At 66.3% G+C, this 18,116-nt stretch carries 16 protein-coding genes; 9 read left to right on the top strand and 7 right to left on the bottom strand.

The genetic code is table 11. From position 1 onward, the window contains the following. Positions 1 to 285: 285 nt before the first annotated feature. The gene (gene miaB, locus LR394_RS23645) at positions 286 to 1,785 is read right to left on the bottom strand and encodes a tRNA (N6-isopentenyl adenosine(37)-C2)-methylthiotransferase MiaB (RefSeq protein WP_231445838.1); all 1,500 of its coding nucleotides are present in this window, start codon (positions 1,783 to 1,785) and stop codon (positions 286 to 288) included. 43 nt (positions 1,786 to 1,828) lie between these two features. Beyond that, on the bottom strand, positions 1,829 to 3,184 hold the full coding sequence (locus tag LR394_RS23640) for an MFS transporter (protein ID WP_231445829.1): 1,356 nt from the start codon (positions 3,182 to 3,184) through the stop codon (positions 1,829 to 1,831). A 223-nt stretch (positions 3,185 to 3,407) separates the two neighbouring features. Between LR394_RS23640 and LR394_RS23635 the strand changes: the two genes are divergently transcribed. Continuing rightward, on the top strand, positions 3,408 to 4,346 hold the full coding sequence (locus LR394_RS23635; protein WP_231445821.1) for a TAXI family TRAP transporter solute-binding subunit: 939 nt from the start codon (positions 3,408 to 3,410) through the stop codon (positions 4,344 to 4,346). Here the strand turns inward: LR394_RS23635 and LR394_RS23630 are convergent. Both LR394_RS23630 and LR394_RS23625 read right to left on the bottom strand, forming a co-directional pair. Beyond that, on the bottom strand, positions 4,343 to 5,857 hold the full coding sequence (locus LR394_RS23630) for a sensor histidine kinase (RefSeq protein WP_231445819.1): 1,515 nt from the start codon (positions 5,855 to 5,857) through the stop codon (positions 4,343 to 4,345). The two genes, LR394_RS23635 and LR394_RS23630, sit on opposite strands and share 4 nt — an antisense overlap. Positions 5,858 to 5,905: 48 nt before the next feature. After that, a complete protein-coding gene (locus LR394_RS23625; RefSeq protein WP_231445817.1) occupies positions 5,906 to 6,679 on the bottom strand; it encodes a response regulator transcription factor in 774 nt (257 codons plus the stop codon). A 226-nt stretch (positions 6,680 to 6,905) separates the two neighbouring features. Here LR394_RS23625 and LR394_RS23620 point away from each other — a divergent pair, with 226 nt between their 5' ends. The 4 genes from LR394_RS23620 (at position 6,906) to LR394_RS23605 (ending at position 10,217) form a co-directional block, all read left to right on the top strand. Continuing rightward, entirely contained in the window at positions 6,906 to 7,625 is a 720-nt protein-coding gene (locus tag LR394_RS23620; RefSeq protein ID WP_407937113.1) for an amino acid ABC transporter ATP-binding protein, read from the top strand. 38 nt (positions 7,626 to 7,663) lie between these two features. Next, positions 7,664 to 8,590: a glutamate ABC transporter substrate-binding protein gene (locus tag LR394_RS23615; protein ID WP_231445807.1), complete on the top strand. Its 927-nt coding sequence runs from the start codon at positions 7,664 to 7,666 to the stop codon at positions 8,588 to 8,590. Between the two features lie 83 nt (positions 8,591 to 8,673). Next, positions 8,674 to 9,324 (top strand): amino acid ABC transporter permease, encoded by a 651-nt coding sequence (locus LR394_RS23610; protein WP_231445805.1) that lies wholly within the window; start codon positions 8,674 to 8,676, stop codon positions 9,322 to 9,324. Then, positions 9,321 to 10,217 carry an amino acid ABC transporter permease gene (locus tag LR394_RS23605; RefSeq protein WP_231445801.1) on the top strand — a complete coding sequence of 299 codons (897 nt, stop codon included), beginning with the start codon at positions 9,321 to 9,323 and terminating at the stop codon, positions 10,215 to 10,217. The genes LR394_RS23610 and LR394_RS23605 overlap by 4 nt, the downstream gene beginning before the upstream one ends. A gap of 443 nt (positions 10,218 to 10,660) precedes the next feature. On the opposite strand, the gene LR394_RS23600 is transcribed toward LR394_RS23605, so the two are convergent. Further along, a complete protein-coding gene (locus LR394_RS23600) occupies positions 10,661 to 11,287 on the bottom strand; it encodes an IS1634 family transposase (protein ID WP_456238332.1) in 627 nt (208 codons plus the stop codon). 820 nt (positions 11,288 to 12,107) lie between these two features. Between LR394_RS23600 and LR394_RS23595 the strand changes: the two genes are divergently transcribed. The 3 genes from LR394_RS23595 (at position 12,108) to LR394_RS23585 (ending at position 14,231) form a co-directional block, all read left to right on the top strand. Then, positions 12,108 to 12,542: a hypothetical protein gene (locus tag LR394_RS23595; protein WP_231445796.1), complete on the top strand. Its 435-nt coding sequence runs from the start codon at positions 12,108 to 12,110 to the stop codon at positions 12,540 to 12,542. Positions 12,543 to 13,089: 547 nt separating this feature from the next. Continuing rightward, entirely contained in the window at positions 13,090 to 13,587 is a 498-nt protein-coding gene (locus tag LR394_RS23590) for a hypothetical protein (RefSeq protein WP_231445793.1), read from the top strand. A 158-nt stretch (positions 13,588 to 13,745) separates the two neighbouring features. After that, on the top strand, positions 13,746 to 14,231 hold the full coding sequence (locus tag LR394_RS23585; RefSeq protein ID WP_231445791.1) for a PRC-barrel domain-containing protein: 486 nt from the start codon (positions 13,746 to 13,748) through the stop codon (positions 14,229 to 14,231). Positions 14,232 to 14,289: 58 nt separating this feature from the next. Here the strand turns inward: LR394_RS23585 and LR394_RS23580 are convergent, their stop codons facing one another. After that, positions 14,290 to 15,414 (bottom strand): regulatory protein RecX, encoded by a 1,125-nt coding sequence (locus LR394_RS23580; protein ID WP_231445774.1) that lies wholly within the window; start codon positions 15,412 to 15,414, stop codon positions 14,290 to 14,292. A 491-nt stretch (positions 15,415 to 15,905) separates the two neighbouring features. Next, the gene (recA, locus tag LR394_RS23575; RefSeq protein WP_231445769.1) at positions 15,906 to 16,940 is read right to left on the bottom strand and encodes a recombinase RecA; all 1,035 of its coding nucleotides are present in this window, start codon (positions 16,938 to 16,940) and stop codon (positions 15,906 to 15,908) included. A 600-nt stretch (positions 16,941 to 17,540) separates the two neighbouring features. Between recA and LR394_RS23570 the strand changes: the two genes are divergently transcribed. Beyond that, complete coding sequence (locus LR394_RS23570) at positions 17,541 to 17,972, top strand: ankyrin repeat domain-containing protein (protein ID WP_231445768.1); 432 nt, start codon at positions 17,541 to 17,543, stop codon at positions 17,970 to 17,972. The last annotated feature ends 144 nt before the right edge of the window (positions 17,973 to 18,116 follow it).

Raw genomic sequence — 18,116 nt, 5'->3', positions numbered from 1 at the left:
GGGGCAACCTCTCTAACTTACCCGGCTGACCGAGCGGTGTAAACCTTACCAGAAGGTTTTCGCTGCTCTGTCCATCCGGACTCCCGAGCGAACTTCACCGGCTCAACCAGCGTGGGTTGAACATCGGCCGAAGTTCTTGGGAAGTTGACCCGGGACCGGCCACTTTCGTGTCCGTGCCTCCCGCGCTGCCAACACGTAGAACTTTACGGATGGCCCACAGGCAGGTCAAATCGACGTGACGTCCAGACGCCGATGAGGTCCAAAAGGGCCACGGCGCAGGGCTGATCAGCCGCGCCGGAGCACCGGCACGCCCAGCGATACCGGACGAGGGCCGGAGCCGGCAGCCGGCGCCGGAGCGCAGGCGTCGATCTGCCGGCGCTCCCACGCTTCACCCGCACGGCTGCGCCGCACGGCGTAGGCCTCGCCCGAATCGTCAGCAACCAGATGGTGCGGCGCCCCATAGGAGACCCGGACCGAAGCGAAGTCCCCGGGCCGCGGCACCTCGCCGCCCTCCGGAACGCTGAAGTGCACCAGACGGTTGTCCGGTGCCCGGCCGGACAGACGCGTGGTCGCGCCGTCCTTACGCCCCTTGCTCTCGGTCACCAGCAGCTCCAGCACCGAACCCTCGAGCTTGCGGTTCTCCTGCCAGGAGATCTCCTCCTGCAGCGCGAGCAGGCGTTCGTACCGTTCCTGAACGACCTTCTTGGGCAGCTGGTCAGGCAGCGTCGCCGCCGGGGTACCCGGTCGCTGCGAGTACTGGAAGGTGAAGGCCTGGGCGAACCGGGCCTGCGCCACCACGTCGAGCGTGCCCTGGAAGTCCTCCTCGGTCTCACCGGGGAAGCCGACGATGATGTCGGTCGAGATCGCCGCGTTCGGGATGTGCTCGCGAACCTTGTCCAGGATCCCCAGGAACTTCTTCGAGCGGTAGGAGCGGCGCATCTCCTTCAGCATCCGGTCGGAACCGGACTGCAGGGGCATGTGCAGCTGAGGCATCGCGTTCGGGGTCTCGGCCATCGCGTAGATGACGTCGTCGGTGAACGCGGCCGGGTGCGGGCTGGTGAACCGCACCCGCTCCAGCCCCTTGATCGAACCGCAGGCCCGCAGCAGAGAGGCGAAGGCACCCCGGTCACCGAACTCGACGCCATAGGTGTTCACGTTCTGCCCGAGCAGGGTCACCTCGACCACGCCCTCGGCGACCAAGGCCTCGACCTCGGCCAGGATCTCCCCCGGCCGCCGGTCACGCTCCTTGCCGCGCAGCGAGGGCACGATGCAGAAAGTGCAGGTGTTGTTGCACCCGACGCTGATCGAGACCCAGGCCGCGGCAGCCGAGTCACGCCGCGCGGGCAGGGTGGAGGGAAAGACGTCGAGCGACTCCAGGATCTCCACCTGGGCCTCGGCGTTGTGCCGGGCGCGCTCGAGCAGCACCGGCAGCGAGCCGATGTTGTGCGTGCCGAAGACGACGTCGACCCAGGGCGCCTTCTGGACGATCGTCTCCCGGTCCTTCTGGGCCAGGCATCCACCCACGGCGATCTGCATCCCGGGCTTGCCGGCCTTCACCGGCGCGAGCTGCCCGAGGTTGCCGTAGAGCTTGTTGTCGGCGTTCTCGCGCACCGCGCAGGTGTTGAAGACGACCAGGTCGGCGCCCTCACCCCCGGCCTCGGCAGGCACGTAGCCGGCCGAGTCCAGCAGGCCGGCGAGCCGCTCGGAGTCGTGCACATTCATCTGGCAGCCGAAGGTGCGCACCTCGTAGGTGCGGGTGGCCGTCGTGGTGTCCTGAAGCGTCATAGCAGCTCAACTGTACGACGCGAACGCCCCCGACACGTGCACGTCACTTGCGGCGTTGGTACCGGTTCACGACATCGCGCAACGGCGGTACCAGCACCCCGTTCTCGGCCATCACCGCCCGCAGCTGCCGCCGGTTGCGCAGCACCCCGATCACCCCGACCAGCCACAGCAGGTAGAGGCTGCAGAAGGCGATCCGGAACCCGGTCAGGCTGTAGGTGTCCGGCGTGCCCGCGTTCTGCACGTCGAGCAGCAGGCCGATCATCAGCAGGGCCAGCAGCGAGGCCAGGAACCCGGCGCTGTTCGCCATGCCGGTGGCGCTGCTGGTCAGGTGCGGCGGGTTGGAGGTGCGGGCGAAGTCGAGGCCGACCAGCGAGCCCGGCCCACCGGCGGCGAAGCACATCACCAGGAGCAGGAGCTGCCAGACCGGCGCGGGCCCGGGGTTCAGCACGACCAGGGCCAGGGCGATCGCCTGGATACCGACCACGGCCAGCACCGCCCAGGAACGGCGCAACGGGTGACGTCCGGCGAAACGCCCGATCAGCAGGCCGAACCCGGCGCCTGCGATCACCTGGATCGCCAGCAGGGTCTGGGCCTGCGCGATCGGCAGCCCCTCGCCCGCGGTCAGATAGGGAAAGCCCCAGAGCAGGGCGATCACGTTGCCGCCGGGCGGGGTGACGAAGTGGGTCCAGAAACCGAGCCGGGTACCCGGGTTGGCCCAGACCTCGCGGACCCGGTGCAGCACACCCGGGCCGCCCGGCACAACCGGGACCGAGGTTCCGGCGGGCTGGTCACGCACGCTCGCGGCGACGGCGAGCGCGACCAGGAAGAGGACCAGGCCCAGGCCGAGGAAGGCGAAGCTCCAGCCGCGGGCGTGCACCAGGGCCAGCAGCGGCACCACACTGATGATCTGGCCGAACTGGGCGATCAGGCCGGTGAGCTGGGTGAGCAGGGGGGCCTGGCGGGGCGGGAACCAGGCGATGATCAGCCGGACCACCGAGACGAAGATGGTGGCGTCGCCGGCGCCGACCAGGATGCGGGCGACGAAGGCGCCGGGCACCGACTCGGTCACCGCCAGGAGGGCCTGGCCCAGGGCCATCACCAGCAGGCCGACGGTGAGCACGCGGCGCGGGCCGATCCGGTCGAGGATCAGCCCGACCGGGATCTGCATCGCGCCGTACACGCCGAGCTGCAGCACCGCGAAGGTGGACAGGGTGGCGGCGGTGACGCCGAAGCGGTCGGAGGTCTCGACGGCGACCGCCGAGAGCGACGACCGGCTGACGATCGCCAGGATGTAGGCCAGGACGCCGAACGACCAGACCACCCAGGCACGAGTGGACGGGCGGGGCCGGGTGGCGCTTTCGGGTCGGGTCGCCGAGGTGGGGGCGATGCCGGAGCTCACTTGAAGACGCTTCTCTCTGCGGTTCTGGTTCGGGTAGCGGGGTACAGGCCCCCGCCCGTCCGCAGCATCTTCGGTCCGGCTCTGCCCTGGTTTCCTGCTCAGGTCCGCTTCCAGTATCTACGCCAGGACGCGCCGCAAGGCAACGCACAGTCCACCCTGTGGATTGTTGCGGGTGGATTGCGCGGGTTGCGTCCGGCCACGGTCGATCAGGCATGGTGGGACGATGCGGCTGACCAGGACACTCATCCTCGTGGTGCTCCTGGTGCTGCCTCTGGGCTGTGGCGCGGCGGCGCCCCGGGCCTCCTCGTCGCTGGAGGACGAGCCCGGCCCGGGCCGGATCGTGATCACTGCGGGTACCCCGGCCGGCGTCTACTACGCCTGGGCCACGACGCTGGCGCGCGAACTGGAGAGTGCGCACCCGGCGCTGAACGTGGAGGTGCTGGCCTCCAGCGGGAGCATCCAGAACCTGGCCCGGCTCCGGGCGGGCACCGCTGACCTGGCGGTGAGTGCGAACGACGCGGCCGAAGAGGCACAGAGCGTGCCGTTGCGAGCGCTGGCCCGGATCTACGACGACTACTACCACGTGGTGGTGCCGGGTGATTCGGGCCTGAAGTCGCTGGAGGACCTGGCCGGGCTGGAGGTGGCGATCGGTGACGCGGGTTCTGGTACCGCGCTGATCGCCCGGCGGTTGCTGGGGCTGGCCGGTATCTCGGTGAAGGAGAAGGAGCTCGGGATCGTCGACGGGTTGGAGGCCTTGGAGGCCGATGAGGTCGACGCTGTGTTCTGGTCCGGCGGGGTGACCACGGATGCGGTTGAGAACGCCTCCAGACGAATGCCGATTCGGCTGCTCGGGCTGGGCGATCTACCCCAGCAGATGCGGGCCTCCTACGGTGCGGTCTACCGCCCTGCCGCGATTCCGCCTGGCCACTACGACATTCCCGAGCAGGTAGACACCGTGGCGCTGGCCAATCTTCTGATCGCCCGGGAGGACGCGGACGCCGACCTGGTGACCGCGGTGCTCACCACCATTTTCGACCGACGCGAAGTCATTGCCGCGGCCGTCCCGGCGGCCAATCAGACTGACCTACGCTCGGCCATCCTGACCGGGAGCCTGGAGCTTCATCCCGCGGCGATCGCCTACTACCGCCGAGAAAAACTTTAGCCCGGCGGCGGAAGCACCAGGTGAACGCTGAGTCCACCGGTCGGGCTGGTGGAGACCTCGAGCGATCCGTCGTGGCGTTCCATCAGGGTCTTGGCGATCGACATGCCCAGGCCGGTGCCTTCCTGCTCGGCGCTGTCGGCCCGCCAGAAGCGTTCGGAGATCCGGGGGAGGTCTTGCTCCGCCACCCCCGGCCCGTCGTCCGACACCACAACCTCCACGCCGCCGCCCGAGGGCAGCGCTTCGGACGAGGCTTCACCGACGGCGCGGGCCAGGGCCAGCATGGGTGCCGAGCTCGGGCCGCCGATCGGCAGAGCCTCTTGCACAACCGGTTCGGCCGCTACCCCGCCGGGCAGATCGCGGACCTCGACAGTGACGGTCCCGCCCTCGGGCGAGTACTTCAGGGCGTTGTCGAGAACTGCATCTAGCGCACCGGACAGTGCACCCACGTCGTGCCGGGCGTACGCCTCGGAGACTCCGCGCCGGACCAGGTGAACGCCCCGGCGGTCGGCCACGACCATCCAGAACGCGAGGCGCTCGTCCACCTCGGCGGCCACGTCCAGCACCGCGGCCGGAGCTCCGGCGTTCTCGACCTTGGCCAGGGCCAGCATCCGGTCCAGGGTGCCGGCCAGGTGTTTGCCGTCGGCCAGGGCCTGCTGCATCAGCTCCACCTGCCGCTCCTGGGAGACCCCGGGCAGGCCGGAGCTGATGGTGAGTCCCTCGAGCCGCATGAGCAGGGCCGCCAGCGGGTTGCGCAGCTGGTGACTGGCATCGGCTACGAACTCACGTTGTGCCTCCACCGCGCCCTGGACATGCACTGCCATGTCGTTGAACGAGGCCTCCAGACGGCGCAGTTCGGGCGGTCCGGAACCGGTGGGCACGCGGGCCGAGAGATCGCCCGCAGAGATCTGGTGCGCGGCCTCGTCCAGTCTCTCCACCGGGCGCAGCAGCCAGCGGGCGAGCCGGTCGGCCAGGGCGATCGCGCCGATCATCGTCACCAGTCCGGCGGCCAGCAGGATCGACCAGCGAGCGAGCACCCGGTTGGCCGCCTTCTCCACCGGCGACACGCTGACCACTGCACCCACGACGTCCCCGTCACGCACCACGGGCTGGGCCGCGACGAGCGGTTCGGTGTCCCACGGCTCGATCCTGTCCCAGACCTCGGTGAGGCGACCGGACAGGGCGGTGTCCAGGGCCGCGTCCTCGTCGGGGGTGAGTTCGGCGGAGCCGACGTCGTTGCTGAAGCGAGGCCGGCGGGCGGCGTCGTACACCGTCACCGAGATGCCGTACAGCTCCTCGTAACGCTGCAGATCGCGTTCCAGCGCGCTGACCTCGGCCAGGCCCGGGTCCTCGCCGAAGGGCGCCCGGCTGACGAACAGCGACAGGTCGGCCATCCGGTCGGTGTGCAGGGTGCGGGCCTCGTCCGAGGCGATCCCGGTGATCAGCGGTACCCCGAGGCTGACCAGGACGACTCCCATCAGGACGACCAGGAGTGCGGACAGACGGGTTCTCACCGGGCGTCCCGGGGAACGGCGTTCAGGTTCACGAGAGCAGGGTTGTTGCTAGGACCACGTGCTGCTCGCCGCCCCGATCGCCAGGCGGTAGCCGACGCCCCGCACCGTCTCGATCAGCCGCGGCGAGCCGGTCTTGGAACGCACCGCCGCAACGTGAACCTCCAGCGTGCGCCCGCATCCGTCCCAGGTCGACTGCCAGACCTCGCTGATGATCTGCTCCCGCCGGAACACCACGCCCGGATGGCGGGCGAGCAGCGCGAGCAGGTCGAACTCCTTACGGGTCAGGGCGATCGACTTACCGCCCTTGACCACCGTGCGACTGCCCACGTCGATGACGACCTCGTCCGGGGACAGGGGTACGGGCTCCGTGACGGGAGCCGCGTCGGTGCCCACAAACGTCTTCAGTTCTGGTTCTTCGCCGACCTCACCGGCCGCCGCGGCACCCACGTTCGCGCCGACCAGCTCGCGCCGGCTACGCCGGCTCACCGCATGCAGCCGGGCCAGCAGTTCCCGCACGTCGTACGGCTTCACCAGGTAGTCGTCGGCGCCCAGATTCAGACCGTGGACGCGGGCGGTGAGGTCCGAGCGGGCCGTCGCCATCAGGATCGGGACGTCGTGGGTGCGCCGGATCCGGCTGCACACCTCGAAACCGTCCCGGTCGGGCAGGCCCAGATCGAGCACCACGGCCTCGGTCTGCGGAGTCAGCCGGGCCAGCGCCGCACGGGCGGTGGTCACGTGCTCGACCTCCATACCGTGCACCCGCAGCACGTCGGACAAGGCGGCCCCGAGCCGGGCATCGTCTTCCACGAGCAGTACACGCATAGCTCTACCTTCGCCGGTAAAGGTATTTCGGGGAAGTGACGTAACCAGCCCGTGACCTCAGGAGTTGCTCAACTGAGCTTCACCGGGCCGCTACGTTGTCCCTAACTTCCAGACACACCTTGCGGAGGAGGAATCAGCCATGACGGCGGAAAACGTCGCACCGGGCACCGATTCGGTGGCATCAAATGATGTCGCCAAGCCCGGAGCCCGTACCCCGCTGGTCACCATGACCAGCGTCAACAAGCACTACGGCGCTCTACACGTCCTCCGTGACGTCAACCTCACTATCGGTGCGGGCGAAGTCGTTGTCGTGATCGGCCCGTCCGGCTCCGGAAAGTCCACGCTCTGCCGGACAATTAACAGGCTCGAAACAATCGACACGGGAACCATAACACTCGACGGCAAGCCGCTCCCCGCCGAGGGCAAGGCTCTGGCCAACCTGCGTTCCGAGGTCGGGATGGTTTTCCAGTCCTTCAACCTCTTCGCGCACAAGACCATCCTCGAGAACGTCACGCTCGGGCCGATCAAGGTCCGTAAGCTCAAGCGCGAGGCCGCCGAGAAGGAGGCCATCGCCCTGCTCGAGCGGGTCGGCGTCGCCACCCAGAAGGACAAGTACCCGGCCCAGCTCTCCGGCGGTCAGCAGCAGCGCGTGGCGATCGCCCGGGCGCTGGCGATGAAGCCGAAGGTGATCCTGTTCGACGAGCCCACCTCCGCACTCGACCCGGAGATGGTCAACGAGGTCCTCGAGGTGATGACCTCGCTCGCCAAGGAAGGCATGACGATGGTCGTCGTCACGCACGAGATGGGCTTCGCGCGGAAGGCGGCCGACCGGGTGGTCTTCATGGCCGACGGCCAGATCGTCGAAGAGGCCGAGCCCAACGCGTTCTTCACCAACCCCAGCAGTGAGCGGGCGAGGGACTTCCTGTCCAAGATCCTCGTCCACTGATCCTTCCCACATCACTCATTCAGAGATTGGCGCACCCGATGAAGACCAGCACCTTCCGTTCCGCCCCGGCCCGCCGTAGCGCCAAGGTCGCGGCCGTGCTCGCGGTGGGCGTTCTGGCCCTCACCGCCTGCGGCGGTGGCAGCGACTCCGACTCCGGCGGCGATGACCCCGCGGTCAACACCGAGGCCACCTTCGAGGCCGGCACCACGATGGCCAAGATCCAGGAGGCCGGGGTGCTGAAGCTCGGCACCAAGTTCGACCAGCCCGGCTTCGGCGAGAAGGGCCTGTCCGGCGACCCCAAGGGCTTCGACGTCGAGATCGCCAAGATCATCGCCAGCGGCATGGGCATCGGCGCCGACAAGATCGAGTACACCGAGAGCCCGTCCGCGGTGCGCGAGACGCTGATCATCGACGGTGACGTGGACCTGGTGGCGGCCACCTACACGATCAACGACGAGCGCAAGGAGCGGATCTCGTTCGCCGGGCCGTACTACGTGGCCGGTCAGCAGATCATGACCCGCAGCGACGACACTGCGATCACCGGCCCGGACTCGTTCAAGTCCGACGCCTCGCTCAAGGTCTGCTCGGTGGCCGGCTCCACCCCGGCCGACAACATCGGCTCGTACCTGGCCAACAAGAACCAGCTGGTCACCTTCGACGTGTACAGCAAGTGCGCCGACGCCCTGAAGAACAACCAGGTCGACGCGGTGACCACCGACAACGTGATTCTGCTGGGCCTGGTCGGCAAGTCCAACGGCGCGTTCAAGGTGGTCGGTGACACCTTCACCGAGGAGCCCTACGGCATCGGCATCACCAAGGGCGACGTGGAGTTCTGCAACTACATCGTCGACACCCTGAAGAAGGCCTCCGAGGACGGCTCGTACGAGAAGGCCTGGACCTCCACCGCCGGTGCGGTCGAGGGTGCGGTCGTGCCCGAGCTGCCGACCGCCGACGCCTGCGCCTGACCTGAAGACGTGAGCCGGCGCCGGGTCCTCCCTCCCCCGGCGCCGGCTCCACGACCTCCTAGACCTGACTGGAGTCGCTGGTCATGAACGTCATCATTGACAACTTCGACCTGTTCTTCCAGGGATTCCTGAAAACGCTTGGCATCGGCCTGATCTGCATGGTCGGCTCGCTGATCCTGGGCACGATCATCGCTGCGTTCCGGGTCTCCCCCGTCGCACCGCTGCGCGCGGTCGGCACGTTGTACGTCAACCTCATCCGTAACTGCCCGCTGACCGTGGTGCTGTTCCTGATCGCGTTCGGCCTGCCGACCATCGGGATCAACCAGTCCTATTACTTTTTCGGCTGTTCCGCGCTGATCATCTACACCGCGTCGTTCGTCTGTGAGGCGCTGCGTTCCGGGATCAACGCCATCCCGGCCGGCCAGGCCGAGGCGGCCCGGGCGATCGGGCTGGGCTTCACCCAGAACCTGCGGCACGTGATCCTGCCGCAGGCCTTCCGCACGGCCATCCCGCCGACCGGCAGCGTGATCATCGCGATGTTCAAGAATTCGGCTGTGCTGGGCGTTTTCGGGGTGAGCGGTGATCTTCTGGGCAACGCGATCATCCTGACCGGATCCCGTGGCTTCGACCCCGTGCCGGTCTACCTGGGCATCGGCTTCTTCTTCTTGATGATCACGATCCCGGCCGGTCTGGTGCTGGGCTACCTCGAGCGCAAGGCGGTGATCCTGCGATGAGTGACCTCTCAGTCCTGTACGACGCTCCCGGGCCCAAGGCGAAACGCAACGCCACCATCGGCAGTGTGGTGGTCGGCCTGGCTCTGCTGGCCGTCCTGTACGTGGTCTACGCCCGGCTGGACGAGAAGGGGCAGTGGTCCTGGGACCTGTGGGGCCCGCTGCTCGACCCGTCGAACGAGGTCTTCGAGCTGGTCTGGCAGAACCTCGGGACCGGCCTGCGCAACACCCTGACCGGGGCCCTGGTGGCGATCACGCTCTCGCTGCTGCTCGGCGTGGTCTTCGGTGTGGCCCGGGTCATGCTGGGACGCTGGGCGCGGATCCCGGTGGTCGGCCTGATCGAGATCCTCCGTGGCCTGCCGGTCATCGTGATGATGTTCATGGCCTACCAGTTGCTGCCTGCGCTGGGCGTCAACTACGAACCGCTGCCCGGCCCGGACGCGTTCTGGTACATGGTCGTCGGCCTGACCCTTTACAACCTGGCCGTCTTCGCCGAGATCCTGCGTTCCGGGGTCAACTCGCTGCCCAAGGGCCAGCGGGAGGCCGGTCTGGTGATCGGCCTGACCCCGCTGCAGACCATGGTGATGATCCAGCTGCCGCAGGCCTTCCGGACCATGCTGCCGGCGATCATCAGCCAGATGGTCGTGGTCCTCAAGGACACCTCGCTGATCATGTTCCTCGGCCAGTACCCGGAACTGCTGTACCAGGCCAAGATCATCTACCAGGACCTGGGGAACACCCTGCAGACCCTGGTGGTGGTCGGGATCATCTTCATCGCGATCAACTTCGCACTGTCGCAGCTGGCGGTGTGGGTGGAGAAGCGGATGTCACGCCGCTCTGCGGGCAAGAGCATTGATCCGATCATGGCTACCACGGCAGCACCGGTCAAAGTCTGACGCTTAGTTGGCATAGATAGGTCAGCATGACGGATGTCCGTCATGCTGACCTATCTATGTAAAGGAGCGCCACAGCTCTCATCGAAGGGATTTCTGGAGTGGCGTTGTACGGACAGACTGTGAATCTTGAAGCGCTCCAGCTTTGGCGGACACCAGGTATGACTGCCCGATCTGTCGATAGTTTTCGGAGTGGTTCAACAAGAGGTTCCTATGCGGCGTCATACCGTTGACGCCGTCCCTTGCTAATCGCGGTAGGAACCGGCCGAAACTCACCCCGACCCCTGCGCAACTTGCGTGGACGAAACGTATACCCCGAGAACATGAAATCCATTCGCGGATAAGATCCCGACAGTTCGACCCCCCCTGCAGCAGTTCACCCCGGCCAGGCTGCGGGCCCTTCGCCTCTAGCGCAGTGTTCACGCCCTTGGTGCCGACGGAGAGTTTCACGAACCGGTTCTTCTTGATCGGTCCTTTCCCTCAACGGTGCTTTGGCCTTGGCGGCCTGTTCGTCGATCCCGCGCAGACTCCAGCGGGCGCAATCGGCCCGGTACTAGTGGTAGATCATCTGGTCGCGGCGCTTGCCGCTGGCTCCGCCTGGCCAGGACTGCACGAAGATCTGACCGTACTCGAAAGCCTTTCCGGGTTGCCCTTCTGCCACTTACGAACCTGGTAAGGCGGGGTCCGGAGTTTTTCATGCCGAGTATGAACAACAGGATTCCCCCCCCAATCTCCTGCATGATCGCAGCCGAGATCATCCCAGCGTCCGCGACGATCGCGACGTCGCGGAGGTTATGGGCCTTCTTGAACGCCTGGATCGTCGGGACCATCGTGGCCTTCTCCGCCTTGTTTCCCTCGAACGAGTTCAGCGCCAGCGGGTTTCCGTTCTCATCGGTAAGCGGACCGAAGTTGATCTGGGACTGCATACGGCGCTCCTTGGAGAAACCGGGCTCACGAAATCCGTCGCTGACATCGGTCTCGAAGTAGAGCATGGAGACATCACAGAGAAACCAGACTGGTCGGCCCGATGTCGGCGCGAGCCCTGCTGGCCTTGGAAAGACGTTTCTGCCAATCTGTTTTCGCGTAGCGCGAAAGACGACGTTTTGATCGTTGGATACGACGGAACCGCTGGCGCATCGACTTCTTCGAGGACGCGGATGGCATCGAGTTTGCTGGTCAGCTCGATGATCCGGGCCAGGACCAGCGCGGCGAACACCTCATCGCCCTGGCCTGTACCCTCCAACCCCAGCAGTCGATAGACGTGCTCCAGCGCCTGCCACAGTTGCGCCATCCGCGAGGACGTCACCGGCAGGACCCGCCCCGACGCCAGGCACCACCGCTCCAGCCAGCTCCGCCGGAACGGCCAGCGACGACTCGTCCTGGCCAGCCGCGATGCCGATGCCCAGATCGAGGGCTTCCTGTCCACCGATCAACCGCTGCCGGCAATGGCCTTCAGCGCCACAATCCCGGCCTTGTCCGTAGCCGAGCCGATGTGCTCGATATCCCGCCGACTCCCGCCGGGAGGAGTGCACGATCTGCACCGCCGTCGAGCCCGACTTCATCTTCACCGTCCGTACATACGGAGCCAACCACCGATTCTACGGGCACCGCTAGTGCGCAAATCCAGGCCTAAAGCGCCACAACGCTACAGTTCACAGCCGATCACACACATCGGAGGCCCGAGTGAGCCAACTCGGAGCTCGTGGTGATGAGGCGACATGCTCAGAGTAGCTATCGCAGGCAACCACCCAAGTGTGCGCTTTGCTTGATTTGAGCCAGTCGAAGCTCAGGTCTTCCTCAATTTCAATGGACTTGAAGCTACCTCTCGGTATTTTGGCCAGCGGCGGCCTTTCGAGACAACAGACCGACTCGACCGCCACTCTGGAGGAATTCATGTCCATCAAGCGCATCCTGTCCTTGGCCACAGCCACCTCGGGAATCCTGGCACTCTCCGTAATGGCAGCCCCCACGGCTATGTCTGCCCCCAGGGCAGTCGGGGACATTGGAGTGGATTGCGTAGGCCAAGTGAATGTTCAGAAGTCCGAAACTTACGGAATAATGGCCGTCTTTGGCGCACAGTGCGACCGCAACACAAACGTCAACGTCAAGGCTCGGATTTTTGTCAATGGCAAGCTTAAGAAGACGAGCGCACTCAAGAAGTGTCGAAGCATGAAGCAGGATGCCTACTGTCAGAGTTACGTAACGGCGGCCAATCCGTCCGGTAAGCAAAAGGTAAGAGTGGAACTTGTAAACTCCGAGTGGTGGCTGACCGGAGAGAGCCAGACCCGCGGGCGATCCCTTAATGCCAGCACGACCGCAGATCTCTGACCCCCTTGCAGGAAGGTAGTGTCATGCAGTTTTTTCGACAGAAACGTGCTGCACGAGTCGCTCTCTTGGCCGTGACTTCTTTTGCTTTTCTCAGCGGCGGAATGATATCCACAGCCACAACCGCTAGCGCTGCGGCATCCTGCTACGACGATCTTGAGTGGACCCGCGACGGCAAGTACTGGAAGGTTCAGCACACAGCGCGCTGTACGGGGTCTGGGCGTAAGCAGGTTGGCGTGCAGTGGGGACTGACCATTGACGGCCCAGGCCTCGTAAACAACGGAAGCTTCCTTAAGAATTCCTCAGGAAAGAGCATTAGCATGGGAAGCAACAAGGTCCTCAAACGTAAGGGCGTTCATGACTATTGCATCAACTGGACAATGCAGACACAGGAAGCCAACGAACATGGGCAGACACGCACAGGGAAGTCCTGCCTTTATCAGTGAGAACTAACCCGATCGGGTGACCGATAAGGTGCCGAAGGCGCCGGTGCGCGGGACACTTGTCCTCTCGCACCGGCGCCTTTCGCATGGGCGCGGAAGGAGCAGTCATGACTCTGACCGGCGAAGAAGCCCGCAAGTATCTCGGGCGAACAGTTTTCGACTCCGAGCACGAGATGCTCGGTGAGGTCGACGGGATCTATTTCAGCGATGTCACCGGGGAACCGGACTGGGTGTCGTTCCACACTGATTTCTTCGCGGAACGGGACGCTTTCGTCCCGGCTTCGCAGATCATCCCGTTCGCCGAGGGCATCTCGATCCCGTTGCCCCGCAACATGATCCGGGAGATGCCGCGGATCAAGCCCCGGGGCGGCGCGCTCTCCAGTGCGCAGGTGGCGCGCCTGCACGAATTCTTCGGCACCTTCTCGGGCCAGCACTTCGCCTCGGCCCACGAGGGCGCGCCGCAGTACCGGGACATTCACGCCATCCCGGACCCGCGCACCCAGTTCAAGGGACGTGCGCACGAGACGGCGTTCGGCACCGGAATACCCGGGCCGAACGAGCCGCACGACGTGACGCTGCAGGGCACCGGCAATTCCGCGCCGTAAGGGCTTTACGTCTCCAACGGGGGACGTCTCTGCTCACCGAGCCGAGTGGGTCACCACTACCTGCGGGTGCCTTCTCGACTGGTGTCGGCTCGTGACGGCGTGAAACTTGCTTCCTCGGAACGGCGTCGGAAACGGCGCGCGAGGCGGAGGAGGAAGCATTGAAGCTGAAGCCTGCACAAGCCCGGGAACTGATCGGGAACCCGTTACTCGACTCGCACGGCGACCAAGTCGGCGAGGTGGACGGCGTGTACTTCGACGGCGCCAGCGGAGACCTGGCCTGGGTTTCGTTCGCCGTCGATGACGAGCACAAGTTCGTGCCGGCCGCAGAGATAGCCACCGGTGAGCAGACCCGGATGTCGTTCTCACGGGATGCTCTGGCCGAGCAGCCGCGGATCAGACCGCACGACGGGGCGCTGTCCAACGCTCAGGTGGCGCGCCTGCACGAGTTCTTCCACACCTTTGACGGACGCACGCGAATCATTGCGGCGCCCGAGAACGAGCCCATCGTTGCTGCGGTACCGGAGCCGGGCGAAACGATGCCCTTCACCGGGCGGGTACATGAGCCGGCGTTCGGTACTGGGCAGCCCGGACCGGGTGAGCCGCACGATGTGACGCTTCAGGGGACGGGTAATCCGGCTCCTTGAGCTCTGCAGGTGGGGAGTTGCCGTGTGCGGCTGCTCCCCACCTGGCTGAGTTCAGCGGTCAGTCGAAGTCCGGGTGCCCGAACATGCCCTCGGCGTCGAGATCGGCGAGTTCTTCGCGGATGGCCTGGTAGGCGATGCCGGAGCTGTAGCCCTTGCGGGCCAGCATTCCGGCGAGCCTGCGCATCCGGCGTTCCGGGTCGTCCTTGGTCATGCTGCCGGCCTTCTTGCGGACCAGTTGCCGGGCGGTGGCGAGTTCGTCGTCCGAGCTGAGCGAGTCGACGGCCTCGCGCGCGGTTTCGTCGGCCACGCCCTTCTGCCGTAGTTCATAGGCCAGCGCGCGTTTGGCCAGGCCTCGCCCGGAGTGCCGGTTCTCCACGTACTGCCGGGAGAACGCAGCATCATCGACCAGGTCGACCTCTTCGAACCGATCGAGCACGGTCCGGGCCACTTCATCCGGGATTTCGCGCTGGTCCAGGGCTTTGGCTAGTTGAGAGCGGGTACGTGGGCCGGCCGACAGTTGCTTCAGCAGGATCTCGCGCGCCTCTTCCTCCGGATTGACCGGTGGGCGACGGCTGAGCGAGCCCCGGGACACGGCGCTGCGGTCGGTGCCGAGCCCATCGTGGTCGGCTTCTTCATGGCCGACCGATTCGTGGCCGTCGCCATCGTTGCGGGGGTTGGCTGATCCGCGCCGGCCGCCTCCGCCGCCCAGGCCGCGGCCGCGCGCCGCGAAACCGCCGCGGCTCAGCCCTTTGCGCTGTTTGGTTCCGCGTTCGCGGCGGGCGGGTTGCTCGGTCTCGTCGAAATCGGACGCGCCGAACTCTGGGGTACCGAACTCGGGAGCGCCTGTCTCAGGTGAGGCGGACGGGTTGCCGTAGCCACCCCGTCCTCGTCGGCCGAGACCGTTCGAGCGCCGGGAATCGCCTACGCCGGAACGCTGGGACTTCTTGGTCGGACGCTCGGTGTCTTCGCCCCAGCCCGGCAAAGTCCATGCAGGCTGGGCAAGTTCGGCGCCTGGCTCCGGAGCTGGTTCGTTCTGCCGGAAGCCCGGACGGCTGCGAGCGCCCTGACCGGCAGGGCGGTCCGACGCATCACCGGGATCGGCGGCACGCCAATCGGCTTCTTTCTGGGCGATCATGTCGCGCAGGTCGTGCGGGTTCAGCTTGGAACCGTCGAGGCTGACCACGGTGTTCTGGTCCGGCTCAGGCGCAGGCTTACGACGCCGATTGAGGCTGTTACCACGACGCCCCGGCTGATCCTTACCATCGCCGCCGAGCTGATCTGCGCCATCCGAGCCCGGGCCAGTCAAACCCTTGCCGTTCGAGCCTGTGCTGTTCGAGCCTGTGCTGTTGGAGTTCGCGGCCTCTGGCTCTACACCGGCCACACCCCCGCGGCCGCCCCGCTTCCCGGCAGCCGATCGGCCGGATGAATCGCGGCCGGAGAACAGGTTGTGGACAGTCGCCAGCCCCGGGGTGCCCCCCTCCGGGACACCCCGGGACCGTCGCTGATCGTCGGTCATGCGTGCTTCACCTTTTCCGGCCGGTACCGGCCGATCGGGCGCACTCGGCTCCGGCCACCACAGCGGAGCGAGTGCTGAATCCTGGCGATGAGCCTGTCACGATCCCGGCCGGTACCGGAGGAGGTCGGCCGGGACCGTGACGGGACGCACCGCTGGGATCAGAAGTTGACCGCGACCTCGGCGGGAGCGTCCACCTTCGCGCCCACACCAAGCTTTTCCTTGATCTTCTTCTCGAGCTCGTTGGCCAGGTCGGGGTTGTCGCGCAGGAAGTTACGCGCGTTCTCCTTGCCCTGGCCGAGCTGGTCGCCCTCGTAGGTGTACCAGGCGCCGGACTTGCGGATGAACGAGTGCTCGACACCCATGTCGATCAGGCCGCCCTCACGGGAGATGCCCTGGCCGTAGATGATGTCGAACTCGGCCTGCTTGAACGGCGGGCTCATCTTGTTCTTGACCACCTTGACCCGGGTCCGGTTACCGACCGCGTCGGAGCCGTCCTTCAGGGTCTCGATCCGGCGGACGTCCAGGCGGACCGAGGCGTAGAACTTCAGCGCCTTACCACCGGTGGTGGTCTCGGGAGACCCGAACATCACGCCGATCTTCTCGCGCAGCTGGTTGATGAAGATGGCGGTGGTGCCGGAGTTGTTCAGCGCACCGGTGATCTTCCGCAGCGCCTGCGACATCAGCCGGGCCTGCAGGCCGACGTGGCTGTCACCCATCTCGCCCTCGATCTCCGCCTTCGGCACCAGGGCCGCCACGGAGTCGATCACGATGATGTCCAGCGCGCCGGAGCGGACCAGCATGTCCGCGATCTCCAGGGCCTGCTCACCGGTGTCGGGCTGGGAGACCAGCAGCGCGTCGGTGTCCACCCCGAGCTTCTTGGCGTACTCCGGGTCGAGCGCGTGCTCGGCGTCGATGAAGGCGGCGATACCACCGGCGCGCTGGGCGCTGGCCACGGCGTGCAGGGCCACCGTCGTCTTACCGGACGATTCCGGGCCGTAGATCTCGACCACACGACCCCGGGGCAGGCCCCCGATGCCGAGCGCGACGTCGAGCGCGATGGCGCCGGTCGGAATGATCTCGATCGGCGGGCGGGTGTCGTCGCCGAGGCGCATGACCGAGCCCTTGCCGAACTGCCGGTCGATCTGGGCCAGGGCGGCGTCGAGAGCCTTTTCACGGTCCGCAGCAGCGGGCATGAGTGTTCACCTCACAGTCGGCCGGCTTCGCGGGGATCGCTTGCGCCGGGATTCCTTCGTCGATGCAGACGCTAGACGCGACCACCGACAGTCTTGGCCGAGTAACTTCGCCCTGTGGACAACCGGGCACTCGTATGTGCCGGTGGAGAACTGATCCTCGTCGACCCGCAGCCACCGGAACACCGGGACTCTATCCGAACAGGTGTTCGGACGGGCAATCGACACGCCCGCCCGATCTGGCCTGCGACCCCTCACGCCGACCGGCCCGACCGGCCCGGCCGCACCGGCAAACCGGCCCTGGCCTGCAGTGCGACATCTGTCGGGCAACGGTGCATATGTGCATTTTGCAAGGCCTGCAAAAGATCCCCCGGCGAATCCATGGCCCTCATTTTGTCACGCTGCGCAATCACTGTTGAACACGCAATGTGATCACAGCCTGCGTCCGTTCTGGCCCTGAAAGTTACGCCCCATCCGCCCCGTAGATCCCTGCTGACTCAGCATCATCACTGGCCAAGGGGCCGATCACGATTGTCGGAACAGGGCGTGACACGAGTTCCCAAGGGGTAGAAATGGTTGTTACTTAGAGGCACAATGCCGGACATGATCGATGCACTCCGCGAAACCGACGAGTTCGGGCGTTCCCCGCTCCACTACGCCGCTGCCGACGGCGACGCCGCTGAGGTCCAGCGTCTGCTGGCCGAGGGTGCCGACCCGAACCAGCCCGACGCCGTGCGCTTCACCCCGCTGCACTTCGCCGCGCAGGAGCAGCACCCCGAGGTGATCGCCCTGCTGATCGCCGCCGGGGCGGCCACCACCGACACCGACCGCTGGGGCAACACCCCGCTGTGGCGAGCCATCTTCACCGCGCACGGTCAGCGCGCGGCGGCCAACGCCCTGCTCGCCCACGGTGCCGACCCGGATGCGGCCAACTCCACCGGGATCAGCCCGCGCCGGCTGGCCCAGCGGATGGGCCTGGGCGACCTGCTCGCCCCGTCCACCCAGCCCATCCAGCTGCCCCGCCAGCGCGACTGACTCAGGCGCCCACGACGTCCATTGGTTGGAAGCCCTTACCCCGGCGCGACCGACTGAGGTGCCCCACACCTGGGGACCGTTGCTGGACGCTTACCCCAGCGCAAGAAACGTAGGTGCCCACACCGTCCGTTGGTTGTAGGCAGT

This window comes from Kineosporia babensis, assembly GCF_021129305.1.
In the GTDB taxonomy this organism is placed as follows: Bacteria; Actinomycetota; Actinomycetes; order Actinomycetales; family Kineosporiaceae; genus Kineosporia; species Kineosporia babensis.
The sequence above is the reverse complement of the archived record's forward strand: the minus strand, read 5'-3'. Positions and strand labels throughout refer to the sequence as shown.